Here is a 16288-nt window from a genome sequence, read left to right as displayed (position 1 = left end):
AGAATTATTTTTAATGCTTACTCTCCGCCAATTCCTTCACTACTTCATGAAATGGACGGCTGGTGATCTTACTCTCTAACCAGCTCATGATGTCAAAGTAAAGCAACGGTTTTGCTTCGAATTTGTCATCTAAAAGCCCTTGTAAGCTGGTTCGCAAAGTGATCAATTCTCCTTTCACATCTAGTGGCATGATATCTTCCGTCTTCTTTAAAAACTGTAGAATGATGTGGTGAAATTGACCCAGAATATTGCGCTGACGCAAATACACAAAAGCCCTATTTCTCATGGCTTTGAGATTTTCCAAATCTCGCATATCGTAAAGCACGATGAGGTATAAGATATAAGCAAAGCTTTTTAAGTCCTCACGGAGCTGATCATTTTTGTTGTCTATCACGCGATCCAGGTACTCCAAACTTTTCTCGTACTTGCCCAGTCCAAAATAAAGAATAGCCGACTTGTAGAAGACCACCAACTGGTTATTACTATCTATGTATTCAATAGATTCCTCAAGTTTGCCCAGATAACGTTCTAGCTTAGAACCGTACATCTTGAAGTCCCCTTCAAGGAAACACTTGTTTAAAGTCTGAATAGTGAGGCACCTTACCAACAGCTGCTTGCTATTGCTATCAATTGCTTTGGCGTACAATTTTTCAAATTCTAATAGCTCTTCATAGTAGATGCTGAATCTATCTACATCATTGATTCTAAAAAGCGACTGAAGCAATCTATTCAACCCTCTGAGGAATTCCGCGTGACGCAGATGGGTCAAATTGCTCTCCTTGAAAATACTTACCCAAATCTCTGTGTATTTCACACAGGACTGGAAGTCTTGTGTGATATATGAGAACCAATAGTAAGCTCTACACATGTTGTACTGCTCACTAAAAGATAAGTGCGTCTTATCATGCTCAGGCAAGTTGCCGTAGAAAATTTTATTGATTTTTTCCAACTCATCTTCATTTCTTGCCATACCACTTCTGAGAAAGTGGGCTTTCATACGAAGTGCCAGCGAAAAAAAAGCTTGAGCCACATTGATCTTGCGCAACAGGCTCTTGGTATCCTTATCAAGTTTCAAACAAGTGGTTTGATCCAATGAGAGCATTTGCTGGTTCTCAATGTTCTTTTCATAATTGAGCAAGGCCAGTTTGAAGATATTTTTTTTGTAGTTATTGGCTGTTGCCTTGGTCTTTTGGAGCATTTTCATGCTTTGCTCGTAAAGTCCTTTTTTGAATAGCAATCTGACATAGTCAAGATTCTCACGCAGCATAATGTCTACATCCGTTTTCATTTGGCTCTGGCGCAGTACCATGAGCACCTGTTTAAACAAGTGCGATTTCATGTTGGCCAACTGAGAACGCTTGAGTTCAGGTATTTTTTTGAAGATTTGGTCTTCGTCATAGACCTCCATGACTTCCAAAACATCGAAAAGCTTTACGAATTTCGCTTCTGTAGGATCACTGACTTTTCCTGCGTATAATTTGAAACTTCGCTTCTCCGATTTGGTTAAAGCATGGATTAATTGAAATAGTGGCTGTGCGTGTGAAGTTTTGGCCATTGTATTTTCTAAGTTCGTAATAGTTTGACAATCAATTCATTATACATTATTGGGTTAATGTTGAACTTCATATCATTTCTAGATACTTAGTTTTTGCAATATATAAAAAATATAGTTTTACTCCTTCAAAATCGGAAAACCTCTAGTTAGCATCCCAAGCAACAATTTCCCCAAAATGAGTGAGGTTCTTCGTGTAAGCATTTGATCTATTATGGAAAATTACCAGAAAACAACGGGATTATACTCTCCGGACTTTGAAAGAGACTCTTGTGGAATTGGGTTTATCGCACAGATAAAGAATGTTCCCTCCCATCAAATCGTACAAGATGGTTTGACTATGCTCGAAAAAATGGAGCATCGTGGTGGTGTAGCAGCAGATGGCGAAACAGGTGATGGAGCAGGGGTACTGACCCAGCTGCCATACAACTTCTTCAATGAAGTAGCTCAAGAAAACGAAATCACACTGCCATCCAAAGGCAAATATGGCGTGGGCACTTTGTTTGTCCCAAAAGGCCATGACAAAAAAGGCATATTAGAAATTGTACAAGAATCAATCGAAACTTTAAGTTTTGACAAAATTTGGTTAAGAAGAGTCCCCGTGGACTCTAAAAGAATAGGGAAGATTGCTAAACAGTCTGAACCATCCATCTATCATCTCTTTGTAAAAAAGGGTGAATACGAAGGCAAAGAGCTCAACAGAAAATTATACGTACTAAGAAAATATATCGAGCACAAGGTAAGAGAAACTTACCCTGTGTCCGATTTTTACATTGCTTCTTTCTCCTGTTCTACTATTACTTATAAAGGTGAGCTGAGAACATGGCAAGTGAACCAGTACTATTTAGACTTGAATGACGAGCGATACACCTCTGCAACAGCCATGGTTCACTCTCGATTTTCAACCAACACATTCCCAGAGTGGAGACTCGCACAGCCCTTCCGTTTCCTTGCTCACAATGGCGAAATCAATACCATCAAAGGAAACATCAATAAGATGGTATCAAGAGAAGCATTACTGGCTTCCACTGATTTTACAGAAGAAGAAATTGCAGTTTTGACACCAATATGTAATATGCAATTTTCGGATTCTGCCAACTTGGATGGCATCTTAGAATTACTGATCATGGGGGGTAGAAGCCTACAACACACCATGGCCATGCTGGTGCCAGAAGCCTGGCAGCAAGAGGATGATATTACACCAGAAAAAAGAGCCTTCTACGAATTCCACTCTACTATATTCGAGCCTTGGGACGGACCTGCTTCATTGGTTTACACAGATGGCTATACTATTGGTGCCAGTTTGGATAGAAATGGATTGAGACCCTCTCGAATCATAGCAACTAAAGATGACAGATTAATCCTGAGTTCAGAAGTAGGTGCTGTGGAAATTGCACCAGAACTCATCAAGAAAAACGAGAGATTAGGACCAGGCCAGATGATCATGGTAGATCTGATGACAGGTACTATTTCTTTCAATCAAGAAATCAAAGACAAGCTGGCCAAAGATCAGCCATATCAGGAATGGGTAGAGAAAAATTTAATTCACCTGTCTGACTTTATCAAAGACAAGCCATTAGAGCAGGCACTTCAGGCAGACGATTTACTTCAAAAACAAATTGCCAATGGGTTTACTCAGGAAGACATTAAGTTCATTCTTGAGCCAATGATTAAAAATGGCACGGAACCATTAGGATCCATGGGTAATGATACGGCACTTGCTGTATTCAGAGAAAACCCAACCCATTTGGCTCAATACGTAAAGCAAATTTTCGCTCAGGTCAGTAACCCTCCAATTGATCCAATCAGAGAACGATCTGTGATGTCTTTGATCAATTACTTGGGTAATAGCGAAAACATTCTAGAACACAAGCCAGAGCATGCGCAAAAAATCAGAATAGAGAATCCTCTGCTTTCTGCCCATGAGTTCGAATTCATTAGGAATGTGAAATTCAGTGGTTTCACCTCTGAGGTAATTGATTCTACATACGACCCCAAAGACAACGATCTTCAAAGTGCTTTAAAATTGTTGTCTAAAAAAGCAGCAAGAGCTGTAGAAGCTGGTGCGAACATTCTAGTTCTATCTAATCGAGAGGTTTCTATTGATAGAGTTCGTATTCCAAGTTTACTGGCTACTGGTGCTGTTCACCAGTACTTATTGAAGAAAAAACTCAGAGCTAAGACGAGTTTAGTCATTGAAGGCGGAGATATAGTCGAAACACACCATATCGCCACATTGGTTGGATTTGGCGCAACTGCTGTTTATCCATACCTGACGGTAGAAACGATCCTGCACCAAGGTGCTTCTTTGGGTCAGTCAGGCAATGAGCTGTTTGAGCAGTATAGGAAATCTATTGGCTATGGACTGCGGAAGATTCTCTCCAAAATGGGAATCTCTACTATTCAGTCTTATGAATCAGCTCAGATTTTCGAGATTATTGGCTTAGATCTTGAAGTTACTGATCTGTGCTTTAGAGGGACACCTTCAAGAATTTCAGGTAAAGGGTTCGAGCAAATCGAAAAGGAAGTTTTGGAAAACCATCAAGCGGCTTTTGTACCTGCCAATGAGAAAGCCAATTTAGAAACTGGCGGATTGTACCAATGGAAAAGGGATGGTGTCCGACACCTTTTCACACCTGACGTCATTCACTCACTTCAGAAGTCCACCAGAAGCGGTAACTACGAGTTGTTTAAAACTTATAGTCAAGCCATCAATGATCAGGCTGAAAAGAACATTACACTGAGAAGTATGTTCGAGTTCAATGGCAAAAAATCTATTTCAATAGACAAAGTAGAGCCTGCTTCAGAGATCATGAAAAGATTCGCCACTGGCGCAATGTCTTTTGGATCTATATCAGAAGAAGCCCATACGACTATTGCCAAGGCCATGAACCTGATTGGTGGTAAATCCAACAGTGGAGAAGGTGGTGAAGATGCGATCAGATATACACCAAATGCTGACGGCACCTTGTCTCGATCAGCAATCAAACAGGTAGCATCTGGGCGATTTGGCGTCACCGCACACTATCTAGTAAATGCAGACGAACTTCAAATAAAAATAGCGCAAGGAGCAAAACCAGGAGAGGGTGGTCAGTTGCCCGGCAAAAAGGTGGATGAAACTATTGGTAGAATCAGACACTCGACACCCGGCGTATCATTGATCTCACCTCCTCCTCATCACGACATTTATTCTATAGAGGATTTAGCGCAATTGATCTACGACCTCAAAAACACCAACGAGAAAGCAGACATCAACGTCAAGTTGGTGGCTGAGGCTGGTGTAGGTACGATAGCAGCTGGTGTAGCTAAAGCTAAGGCCGACAATATATTAATTGCTGGTCATGATGGCGGTACTGGAGCTTCTCCGATTAGCTCAGTGCACCACGCGGGTATCCCTTGGGAAATTGGCTTGGCAGAAACGCACCAAACACTTGAGAAAAATGACTTGCGTAAAAAAGTGAAACTCCAAGCTGACGGCCAAATGCGCACAGGTCGAGACTTGGCCATTGCAGCTATTTTAGGAGCTGAAGAATGGGGGGTCTCCACTGCCGTATTAGTTGTAGAGGGCTGCATCATGATGAGAAAATGTCACTTGAACACATGTCCAGTGGGAGTCGCTACACAGAACCCTGAATTGAGAAAACTCTTCTCTGGCAAGGTCGAGCACATCGTAAATTTCTTCAACTTTTTAGCCGAAGAATTAAGAGAAATTATGGCAGAGCTTGGTGTGAAAACAGTAGCCGAATTGGTGGGAAGAACTGACTTGTTAACCTTTGACAGAAAGAAAGCAAAAGATCATGCTGGTAACATCGATTTGGATGCCTTACTACAGAATCCATTCAAGCCAAAAGATCACCTGTCATGCAAGTTGGAAAATCAGGATCATGAGTTGACTAAAGTTTTAGACAGACAATTGATCAAGGAAGCCCAGCCTGCACTGACCAAGAAGGAAAAAGTAAGAATTGATGTGCCCATCAATAGCCAAAATAGAACAACAGGTGCAATGCTGTCAGGAGAATTGGCACAAATCCATGGGCCTGACGGATTGGATAGAAATACGATCAAGGTGAAATTCACTGGATCAGCAGGGCAAAGCTTTGCAGCATTTTTAGCCAAAGGAATCACTTTTAATTTAGAGGGTGAAGCCAACGACTATGTAGGCAAAGGATTGTCTGGAGGAAAGGTAGTTTGCTATCCACATACAAAATCAGACATCGTGCCAGAAGACAATATACTGGTAGGTAATGTATGTCTCTATGGAGCCACTTCAGGTGAGTTGTATGTAAACGGGAAAGCAGGTGAGAGATTCGCAGTAAGAAACTCTGGAGCTCAGGCGGTAACAGAAGGTCTTGGAGATCATGGTTGTGAATACATGACTGGTGGGCGCGTCATCGTGCTAGGTGAAACAGGTAAAAACTTTGCTGCCGGTATGAGTGGTGGTATCGCTTACATCTTTGTAGAAGACTTCGATTTTGCTTCGAAATGCAACATGGAGCTAGTAGAGCTAGAATTGCCTAGTAGCGAAGACTTCGATTATATCCAGGATCAAATCAACAAGCATTCGAGATATACCAAGAGCAATAAAGCATTCAAAATCCTGGATCAATGGGAGACTGCTAAAAACAAGTTTGTGAAGGTGATACCAACTGAGTACAAGCAGATATTGGAAAAGAAAAAGTTAGAACAAGAAAAGATCGCATAATATGGGACAGGTAGATGGATTTTTGACTTATAAAAGACACAGCCTCGACTATGAGGAGGTAGAAAAAAGAACGGAGCATTACAAGGAATTTGTAAAGCCTGTTTCTCCAAAAGAAACCAATGAGCAAGCCGCTCGATGTATGGACTGCGGGATTCCGTTTTGTCATAGTGGGTGTCCACTAGGCAATAAGATTCCAGATTTCAACGACGCCGTTTATCGTAATGAATTCAAAGAAGCCTGGGGCATCCTCAAGAGCACCAATAACTTCCCAGAGTTTACGGGTAGAATTTGTCCGGCGCCGTGCGAAGGTTCGTGTGTATTGGGTCTAAACAACGATCCAGTGAGTATCGAGCATATTGAAAAAACAATAGCTGAGGAAGCTTTTGCTCAAGGATGGGAAACTTCTCACACGGTAAACATTAAATCTGGCAAAACTGTGGCTGTGATTGGATCGGGTCCTGCTGGGTTAGCAGCAGCAGATCAGCTATGCAAGCAAGGACATGATGTGACGGTATTCGAAAGAGACACGCAGCCAGGTGGCCTACTCAGATTTGGTATTCCTGATTTCAAATTAGAGAAAACTGTTGTCGAAAGGCGCGTGAATCTGATGAAGGCGTCTGGAGTGAAATTCGAGTGTGGCGTAGAAATTGGTAAAGACATTACTGCCAAAGAAATTGAAACAAAATTCGACGCTATAGCTATCTGTACAGGCAGCACGGTAGCTAGAGATTTGCCTATCCCAGGTAGAGCATTGAATGGTATTCATTTGGCCATGAGATTCTTGAAGAACTCAAACAAAGTAGTATCAGGCGAGGATACTGAGATCGTAAGCGAGATGAATGCCAAAGGCAAAAACGTAATCGTAATAGGTGGGGGAGATACAGGCTCTGACTGTGTGGGCACTTCTATTCGTCAAGGCGCAGAGAGTGTGACTCAAATAGAATTGCTAGACAAGCCTTCAGAGGATAGAACAGAGGGTAATCCCTGGCCAGAGTGGCCAATGATACTTAGAACTTCCACATCGCAGAAAGAAGGTTGTGAAAGAAATTGGTCTGTACTGACCAAAGAATTTATCGGCAACGATAAAGGAGAGGTCACTGGCCTTAGAGTAGTAGATGTAGAATGGACAGATAAAGCAGCATTCCAATTCGAAGAGATCGAAGGGTCCGAGCGGGTTTTGCCGTGTGAGAGAGCTTATCTGGCCATTGGTTTTATGCACCCTCAAAAAGAAGGATTGCTCGAAGAATTAGGCATAGAAACCAATGAGCGAGGCAATATCAAGGATGAAATGTATCGTACAAACAAAGAAAATGTATTTGCGGCAGGGGATTGCAGAAGAGGTCAATCCTTAGTGGTTTGGGCCATTAGTGAAGGTCGCAAGGCAGCTTATTCAGTCAACAAATTCTTAACCAAATAAAAATGATAAATCTAGATAGAATACTAAGTAGTTTTCTCATATAGAAGTTGGTAAGGACTTCAACCTTTCGGAAGTCATTTGTTGGATTAAAACCCCGGTACCAGTTGGTTTAGGTATCGGGGTTTTTTCGTTTAAAGTTGAATGGCTTGATTTGCACATGAATCAAACATTAGCCAAAATTAACTCCTGCTTCTACGACCCGAATCGTCTAATTATCTCAAACTACGCAGCAGAACCAGAAAGCCAGAAATATGGCGCTTGTCGCTTTGAAATTAATGGAAAGAAAATCATCAGCCGAAATGCTCAAATGACTCCTAAAAAAGTAGGGCAGTTCGTGACCACATGGAAACGGTCGCCTGAAGGGATCACGCAGCCCTTAGATGAATCTGACGATTTTGATCTACTGGTGATCAACGTCGTATCTGGAGAACATTTAGGCCAGTTTATTTTCCCAAAAAAAATTCTTGATCAAAAAGGAATTATCACTGTATCTAATAAGGAAGGTAAACGAGGTTTTCGCGTATACCCGCCTTGGAATCACCCCAGTAGCACACAGGCCGCCAAAACACAAGCATGGCAGCTTGGATATTTTATAAAACACACGGATTCAGCCGCAAGCGTCACAGCACACTATGCTTAGAAATTGATCTATTTTTAGTATTTTTAAATACCAATACGCCTATGAAAATTTCGCTGCTTTTATCGTTTGGCCTGTGGGGCATATTCCAATCAATACAGGCTGAGGAAACCGGGATTATCCAAGATGACATTTTACCAGTTTTTCTCAATATTGATCCTGGTGAAAACAATAAATATACGGCTGACTACTATCATACCAAGCTTGCCAGTCACAGTGACCCCACCAATACCTTCTTTTGTCATATCGCCCTGTCCCTTCGCCTCGCAGGTGGCAACATACCAAAAGCTACGCAGGAATTGATAGAGGCAAAAACCAGTTTTTTCAATCATGACAAACTGGAAAACTATCTACACCACCTTCAATTGGCTGAAGGTATCTTATATACACATCTTGGGAAATATGAACGTGCGGCTCATCTGCTAGAACAAGCCATCACTGGATTTGAACATTTAGAAAACCCAATACTCATGGAAGTTGCTAAGCTCAGCTACGTGAACACACTTTCAAATTGGGGTCGCTTTGATCAAGGATATCTTCTGATGGAAGAACTGTTGCAAAACAGAAGTTACGATTTGTTTCAAACAAGAGAACAATACAACAGATTCGAAATGGCTTTATGGAATCGAAAAGCTACTTTAATGACAGCCCTGACTAGCGTCAGAGGTGATAGTTTAAATGCAACCAGAAACATACTGGAGTTTGTTATAGCCTTGGCCAGAGAGAGAAAAGATGAATATGCCTATTACAACAACACAGGAAATCTTGCTTACCTTCATTTCTTAAATCGTGAATATGAAAAAATGATTCCGTTGGCGCTGGAAGACTTAGGATATTCTGAACGAAGAAACAATGTGGAAAGCATAGGTGGTCTTCATACCATTCTGGCGGATGCATATTTCAACCTAAACTTAAAGGACAGTGCCAGGTATCATTTAAAAAAGGCTGAGTACTACTCCAAAAACCTACGAAATAAGTTTTTTCATGAGGTTTTTGTGGAGGTGGCACGCCAATACTATCAGCAATCGGGAAACCTAGAAGAGGCCTTCCAATCTCTCAATGCGCAATATGCAGCCATCAACTCCATTTATAAATCTATTGATCAAATCAATTTTGAACTCTCTAATGCTGAAAACAGTCTTTCACAGGCAGAGGAAAGAATAGAAAGGCTCGACCTCAAAAACCGTCAGAATATTATCATCAACTGGCTACTGGGTTTACTCGTCCTCAGCATAGGTTTATTGGCCATTATCTTCTATCGCATGCATCGTAACCAGAGACGTTTCCGCAGCGAACTTGAGCGAATCAATCAAAATCTAGAAAATGAAATAGAGCGAAGAACCAAAGAAGTGGTAGAGCAAAGTGAGAAAATAAAAGCAGCAGCATACCACAATTCGCATCGTACCCGTGCCCCAGTCGCCAGACTTCTTGGCTTGGTAGATATACTTAATACAGAAATTTCTTCTGAAAGAGAGGAAATAGCAGAATACATCAGACAGTCAGCCAAAGAGATAGACGAGGTCATTATAGATATGAATGAAGTGCTGTCGAACAGACCTGACAAATAAACAAATAAAAAGCCTGACAGCTATTTGGCTATCAGGCTTTCAATTTCTTCTAGGTAGTGCTTAACCTAGCGCTTTCTCTAAGTCTGCAATTAGATCCTCAACATCCTCAATGCCTACGCTCAAACGAATCAGAGAATCTTTGAGACCAGCTTTAATTCGTTCTTCTCTAGGAATAGCGGCATGAGTCATGCTTGCTGGGTGACCACACAGTGATTCTACTCCTCCCAGCGATTCAGCCAAGGCAAATAGTTTTAAATTTTCCATCACTTTAATGGCGTCTGCAATTTTATCGTTTTTCAAAACAAAGGAAATCATACCTCCAAAATCTCTCATTTGCTTTTTAGCAATGTCATGATTTTTGTGCTCCTCAAAACCTGGCCAATACACCTCACCCACCTTGGGATGGGATTTTAGAAAATGAGCCACACGACGTCCGTTTTCACAATGACGTTGCATTCTGACGTGTAAGGTTTTGATTCCTCTAAGTGCCAAGAAACAATCCTGAGGACCTGTGACAGCTCCACTTGAATTTTGTATGAAGGCCAATTTTTCCTTCAGCACATCGTGGTTGGTCATTAAGCATCCCATCACTACATCCGAATGGCCAGCTAAATATTTAGTTACTGAGTGCAATACTACGTCTGCTCCCAAATCCAATGGGTTTTGCAAAAATGGCGTAGCAAAAGTGTTGTCCACGCAGAACATGGATCCAAATTTTTTGCAGACGCCTGAAAGCCCTTTGATATCTATGATATTCATCATGGGGTTAGATGGCGTTTCAGCCCATACCATCTTGATCTTATTAGAAAAATGCTCTGATATCCGAGTCAAATCTCTCATGTCAATAAACTTGAACTTGATACCAAAATCTTGATAAATCTTGGTAAAGATTCTATACGTACCTCCATACAAGTCATTAGATGCCAATACTTCGTCGCCTGGTTTCAGCAATTTCAATATCGCATCCGTAGCAGCCAATCCAGAAGCGAAACACAATCCATGTTTCGCATTTTCCAATGCCGCCAAATTATTTTGAAGGGCGTCTCTTGTTGGATTTTGGGTTCTTGAATACTCGTATCCTTTGTGCTGACCTGGAGACGGTTGCACATAGGTAGAAGTTTGATAAATTGGGGTCATAATTGCCCCTGTAGTTGGATCCGGCTCGACACCAGCATGAATGGCCTTAGTACCAAATTTCATAATTTCTTATTTTATATGCAGTGATGCCTTCAATCGAACGGTTTATCTTCGAATAGCACCACTTTAATTTAAGTAATTCTCCTGTGATTTTGAGCGACAAATGTAATCAATATCGCATATTCGCCATGTTTTTTCGTCTAGACTATTTTCACAATTGAATAACCATAGAAATTCTTCCTATTTCAATAAACCCAAGGGTATTTTCTTCCTTATGATCTGGATGACAATAATTCCATGGCTTTCTACTTTGACCATTACTTACGTTGTACTAGCCGAAGAAGATTGGATAAGGACATTCACGCTTTCTTCGTGGTTATATTTCTTTATTATTAGCATATTTAGCATGGGTCTGGCTATTACTCCCACTACTTTTATCTCATTACTTGGTGGTTATTTTTTAGGTGTCAAGGCCGTCTTGCCAGTAGTTATCAGCTATCAATTGGCCTCGCTAGTTGGATTCTTCCTTGCACAAAGAATGGACAACAACGCCCGTCATTGGATACAGAAAAGATTCCCAAAATCAGCATCCATATTCGACAATGTCGAAAAACAGCCCTGGTTGACTACTTTTCTGGCCAGAATTTCTCCCGCATTGCCCTTTGGGTTAATGAATGTTGTCTTAGCCATCTCAGGTGTCAGATTAGCTCCCTTCATTTTTGGCGGTCTTATCGGCATGTTGCCACGCACTCTTTTATTCATTTGGATAGGGTCTCAGGCATCGTTTCTTATTGAAGCGTTAGAAACCAAAGACCACTTGGTTTGGTTAATAGTTTTGAGTGGGATAGGTATATTTGGACTGTATAAATTGCTTAAACCTAAACCTTAAAATAATCATCCAATCTGCTGTCAAGTGCTTTTTGATCTTTGATATATTTGGGATCAAAAAAGTCATGCCCTGGCATATTTTCAACGTGCAGTGTTTGAGTAGGATAGGCAAACTCAACACCCATGTACTCTGCCAGCCTCAAAATGTCGAGTAATATTTCTTGCCTGAATTTCAATTCTTCTGTCCAGGTGGCTGCTTCAAAAAAGATGTAAAACAAGATATCCAGTGAATGCGCGCCCAAATCGTTGAAGTGAATTTCATATTTTTCATTATTGGTTTTTGGATGCTGCTTCACGATGCGATTGAGTCCTTTTACAAAAGCCTCTATGAGATGAGGTGGCGTGTCATATTTGATTTGAATGATGGTCCTGAACCTTCGCATTCTTCTCAATCCATTGTTGTCAATCGTGCTATCAGCCAATTGTCCATTTGGCACGGACACCACAGAATTTCTAAACGTACGGATACGAGTAGATCTAAAACCTACCTCTTCGACCATCCCATCTATGTCTCCAGATACTATCCAATCCCCAATCTGAAAGGGTTTGTCCACAAAAATCATCAGTGAGCCAAAGAAATTTTTAATCGTATCTTGCGCTGCCAAAGCAAAAGCCAAACCACCAATTGAAAGACCAGTCAAGAGCGGCAAAATAGGAACATCCAAACCATCCAAGATGACAAGCCCGCCAATGACTACAATACCAATGCGTAAAACTTTTCTAATTATTGGAACCAGCTGATCGTCTAAAGAGCTCTCTGTACTATTGACTAGTCTGGTCAGGTAAACATCTACTACACTTGTCATTTGATAAAGTGCAATCATGCCGTATAGGGGGATCAAACCTTTCAAAGCCAACACTACATAGAAGCCAATCAATCTTGGCAATTCCAAACTTGGATACAAAGCCCCAATGAAAAAGAAAACCATGAGCATACCAGCTGGCTTTGCGACTGGAAGAATATACCTGCTCCCGATATGACGCTGACCTATTTTATCTAGGAGACGAATAAAAATTCGCTCGAAAATAATCATGAAGACATATCTGATAAGAAAACATACACCAAATAGAATGACAATCCCCAACCACTGCCATAATTTCAAACCTAAAAAATGGGCGTTCAAACCAGTTTTTTCAAACTCTAAATTGATTAAATTCTTGGGGTCAAACTTGAAAAGCTCTTCATGAACCCGATCAATGGATCCCATGACATCTGGCTGAATTTGCCAACGCCCCCTCTGCTTCTGCAAATAGATTTCAGGATACCTGCTATTGATTACATATCTATTTTCATTATTTAGCGAGTCAAAGTAATCTGGATTGGTAGGTACCTTGTCAAAGAAGATGAAAATACCTGCCCCTTCAAACACACGCTCCAGGCGTTTGACATATTCCACTTTTTGATTGATTGTAAGGCCAGGGCTGTTAAATATTAGCGAAGCCGCCTGAGGATTGTAGCTTTCTTCAGCCACATTCGACACAAAAGTATTCAGTGCCAAATAGGGTGTTTCCAATCTACTGGTGATCGTATCTTCAGGGTTTGCTGATACAGATTGAGCACAAATGATAAGGAGGCAAATAAAAATATTTCGCATAATGATCAAATTTACAAAGGCAAAGTTATTTCTGATGGCCTAAAAACCAATTATAAAGATCCTCACCTCCATACACGCGCTTCCAAGTATCATGGCCCATATCGGATTCGATCGTAAATCTTACCTGATGTCCCAAACGCTCCAATTCGTTGAGACCAGGATAAAAGTATCTTTCTCGGATCACTAAATCTCTCCCTCCAGCAAAACACCAAATAGGTGTTTTGTTTTCGGCAAGTGGCTGCATGAGATTTTTGTGACCCCAGCCAACCACTGGACTAATGGCTGCAAATCTTTCAGGGTACTTACTCCCCATATACCAAGTGCCAAACCCCCCATAACTCAATCCCGTCAAGTAAACTCTGGATTGATCTGTTTGATAATTTTCGGACACATAGTCCAACATATTGACCAAGTCCTGCTCTACCTGTTCCCAGCCCATAGGTGGGCCAAAGTTTTTGTAAGGGTAGTTCTCGTCAGATATGCTTCCCTGCATGAGCGTATCAATTTGCCATTTTGTCTCACGTTCTGGCACCCCTTTTTCTAATCTTCTGGGCAGCTGATCCAGCGTGCGCTTGGCTAAATAATCCGCATAGTGATCCATACCAAACATCGGAAGCTGCGGTCCGATAATAATAAAAGGCAAATCTCTTTTCTGAATCCATGCTTCATAAAGTGGGCCATGAACCATGACAAAATCTAATTCTGTCCTTCCATTACCCCTTTCACCATTGCCGTGCAAAAACAACATAACTGGCCATTTCTTGTCTGGGTCATCCTCATAGCCTTTCGGCAAATAGAGTAAGTATTCTCGGCTGGATTCATCTACTGTGCTGGTATAGGATACTCGCCTCAACTGAGCATCCGTTTGTGCGAAACCGAAAGTGGCACTAACAATAATGGTCATGAATAACATGACCGTGCTAAGTTTTCTTGAAGACATTGGCAGATGTGTTTCTAAAAAATAGAGTGCTTTAAAAAAAGAAAAGCTCCGAGTTTCGGAGCTTAATATTAAATCAATTTAAAATGTTTATTCAGAATACTGCGGTACAAATGGCCGAATTTATCGTAGCACCATTTTTTTAGAGCTTCGAGCTCCCTTCCTACTAGCCTGATTGCTTTTGCTAGTTCTTTGTCAAACAAATTTTTATCAAAACTGACTTTTGAAAGAATTGTTTTAGAATATTCCAGCATGGATTAAGTGGTTTGTTAAATTTTATTAAATAAACCTGATGGCACGTTTGCCATCCATCAAATTGCACCTGAAAATAAGAAATATCATTTAGATTAGCAATTTTATTCTTCTAAACGATCATGCGGAAAGTAGGGTTTCTATTCACAATTATTTTATTGTTAACAGGCGTTAAAGTTCTTGGACAACAGGTGAGTATTGATCTGGGCCCAGATCAAATTGCCAGCAATCAAGCTTTTACCATTACACTCACGATTCACAATGCAAGGCTTGAAAATTACTCCCCCTTTCCAGAAATTCCTGGATTTGTGAAAAGAGGTACTTCCTCCTCTTCATCCACCAATTTTGTTAACGGCCGTAGAAGTTCTTCTCAAAGTATCATACAAAATTATGTGGCTACAGCAGAAGGCGAATACACCATAAAACCCTTTTCCATGGAAGTGAATGGAAAGAACTATAATGTACAGGGCAAAAAAATTAAAGTAGGCCCACCCGCACAGCGCAGGCAGCGCAATGACCCCTTTGGAACTGACCCCTTTCAGGATCTTTTTGGTAGGCAAAATGCTCCTCAAGAATTTGTCGATGTCAAGGCAGATGCTTTTTTGGCACTCACTACAGATAAGTCTGCCGTGTATCCTGGAGAGGGGTTTACGCTCACTCTGGCCTTTTATGTTGCCAGCAACAATCGAGCAGATATGAGATTCTATGAGCTCAGTAAGCAGATTCCTGAAATTATGAAAAAAATCAAACCCGCCAATTGCTGGGAAGAGAACTTTAATATCGACAATATCACTGGAGAACCTGTAGAAATCAATGGAGAGAGCTATACACAGTTCAAGATCTTTCAGGCAGCCTACTATCCACTCAATAACGAAACCATCAATTTTCCGAAAGTTGGATTGGAATTGATAAAGTATAAAGTAGCCAAAAACCCAACTTTCTTTGGGCGCAACAAGCAGGAGGAAATCGTCACTTTCAGCACCAAACCCAAAAAGGTCACTATCAAAGATCTACCTCCTCATCCTCTGAGAGAAAGCGTTACTGTGGGTAATTACAGACTAAAAGAAAAAATCTCTAGCGAATCACTAAAGACTGGTGAAAGCTTCAATTACTCATTCGACATAGCAGGAGAAGGAAACATCTCGGCCATAGGAGAACCAAGGCTAACGGAAGATGATAATTTCGATATCTATTCTCCCAACATCAGACAGGACATCAGTCGTGGGCATGGCAAAGTTAGAGGAACGAAGTCCTTCAGTTATTATGGCATTCCAAACGAACCTGGAGAATATGCCCTTGGGGATTATCTTCAATTCATTTATTTTAATGTGAAATCAGAAACTTACGATACGCTAAAGTCTGAAATTGTACTAAATGTAAGTGGGGAGAGTAAAAAGAACGAGTACATTCTGTCTAACGACATGGGCTCCTTTTATGATGCTATGGATATTCAAAGCAATCAGCTGACTGCACTGGATGCCCAAGACCGAATGCGTAGCATGGCCAACATTGCGATATTCGTACTCATCGGGCTGATCGCTTTGGTAATGTTCAAAAAATAGGACTTCCTGTTAATAAAATCGCACTTCAGAAGGTATTTTCA

At 41.0% G+C, this 16288-nt stretch carries 10 protein-coding genes; 6 read left to right on the top strand and 4 right to left on the bottom strand.

Features of this window, described 5'->3' with window-relative positions; all coding sequences use genetic code 11:
* Nucleotides 1-10 precede the first annotated feature (10 nt).
* On the bottom strand, nucleotides 11-1555 hold the full coding sequence (locus tag B9A58_RS11560; RefSeq protein ID WP_084372997.1) for a hypothetical protein: 1545 nt from the start codon (nucleotides 1553-1555) through the stop codon (nucleotides 11-13).
* A gap of 211 nt (nucleotides 1556-1766) precedes the next feature.
* Here B9A58_RS11560 and gltB point away from each other — a divergent pair, with 211 nt between their 5' ends.
* The 4 genes from gltB (at nucleotide 1767) to B9A58_RS11540 (ending at nucleotide 9876) form a co-directional block, all read left to right on the top strand.
* A complete protein-coding gene (gltB, locus tag B9A58_RS11555) occupies nucleotides 1767-6254 on the top strand; it encodes a glutamate synthase large subunit (protein WP_084372996.1) in 4488 nt (1495 codons plus the stop codon).
* 1 nt (nucleotide 6255) lies between these two features.
* Complete coding sequence (locus B9A58_RS11550) at nucleotides 6256-7671, top strand: glutamate synthase subunit beta (RefSeq protein WP_139793848.1); 1416 nt, start codon at nucleotides 6256-6258, stop codon at nucleotides 7669-7671.
* 157 nt (nucleotides 7672-7828) lie between these two features.
* Nucleotides 7829-8311, top strand: a complete 483-nt coding sequence (locus B9A58_RS11545) for a MepB family protein (RefSeq protein ID WP_084372995.1) — start codon at nucleotides 7829-7831, stop codon at nucleotides 8309-8311.
* Between the two features lie 41 nt (nucleotides 8312-8352).
* Complete coding sequence (locus B9A58_RS11540) at nucleotides 8353-9876, top strand: SH3 domain-containing protein (protein WP_084372994.1); 1524 nt, start codon at nucleotides 8353-8355, stop codon at nucleotides 9874-9876.
* A gap of 60 nt (nucleotides 9877-9936) precedes the next feature.
* Here B9A58_RS11540 and B9A58_RS11535 read toward each other — a convergent pair whose 3' ends face one another.
* On the bottom strand, nucleotides 9937-11076 hold the full coding sequence (locus B9A58_RS11535; protein WP_084372993.1) for a trans-sulfuration enzyme family protein: 1140 nt from the start codon (nucleotides 11074-11076) through the stop codon (nucleotides 9937-9939).
* A 154-nt stretch (nucleotides 11077-11230) separates the two neighbouring features.
* Here B9A58_RS11535 and B9A58_RS11530 point away from each other — a divergent pair, with 154 nt between their 5' ends.
* Nucleotides 11231-11902 carry a TVP38/TMEM64 family protein gene (locus B9A58_RS11530; protein WP_139793847.1) on the top strand — a complete coding sequence of 224 codons (672 nt, stop codon included), beginning with the start codon at nucleotides 11231-11233 and terminating at the stop codon, nucleotides 11900-11902.
* Here the strand turns inward: B9A58_RS11530 and B9A58_RS11525 are convergent.
* Nucleotides 11892-13496: a mechanosensitive ion channel family protein gene (locus B9A58_RS11525; RefSeq protein ID WP_084372991.1), complete on the bottom strand. Its 1605-nt coding sequence runs from the start codon at nucleotides 13494-13496 to the stop codon at nucleotides 11892-11894. The two genes, B9A58_RS11530 and B9A58_RS11525, sit on opposite strands and share 11 nt — an antisense overlap.
* A gap of 25 nt (nucleotides 13497-13521) precedes the next feature.
* Entirely contained in the window at nucleotides 13522-14436 is a 915-nt protein-coding gene (locus tag B9A58_RS11520; protein WP_084372990.1) for a carboxylesterase family protein, read from the bottom strand.
* Between the two features lie 371 nt (nucleotides 14437-14807).
* Between B9A58_RS11520 and B9A58_RS11510 the strand changes: the two genes are divergently transcribed.
* Entirely contained in the window at nucleotides 14808-16247 is a 1440-nt protein-coding gene (locus tag B9A58_RS11510; protein ID WP_084372988.1) for a BatD family protein, read from the top strand.
* Nucleotides 16248-16288: the final 41 nt, after the last annotated feature.

This window comes from Reichenbachiella faecimaris (assembly GCF_900176375.1).
In the GTDB taxonomy this organism is placed as follows: domain Bacteria; phylum Bacteroidota; class Bacteroidia; order Cytophagales; family Cyclobacteriaceae; genus Reichenbachiella; species Reichenbachiella faecimaris.
The sequence above is the reverse complement of the archived record's forward strand: the minus strand, read 5'-3'. Positions and strand labels throughout refer to the sequence as shown.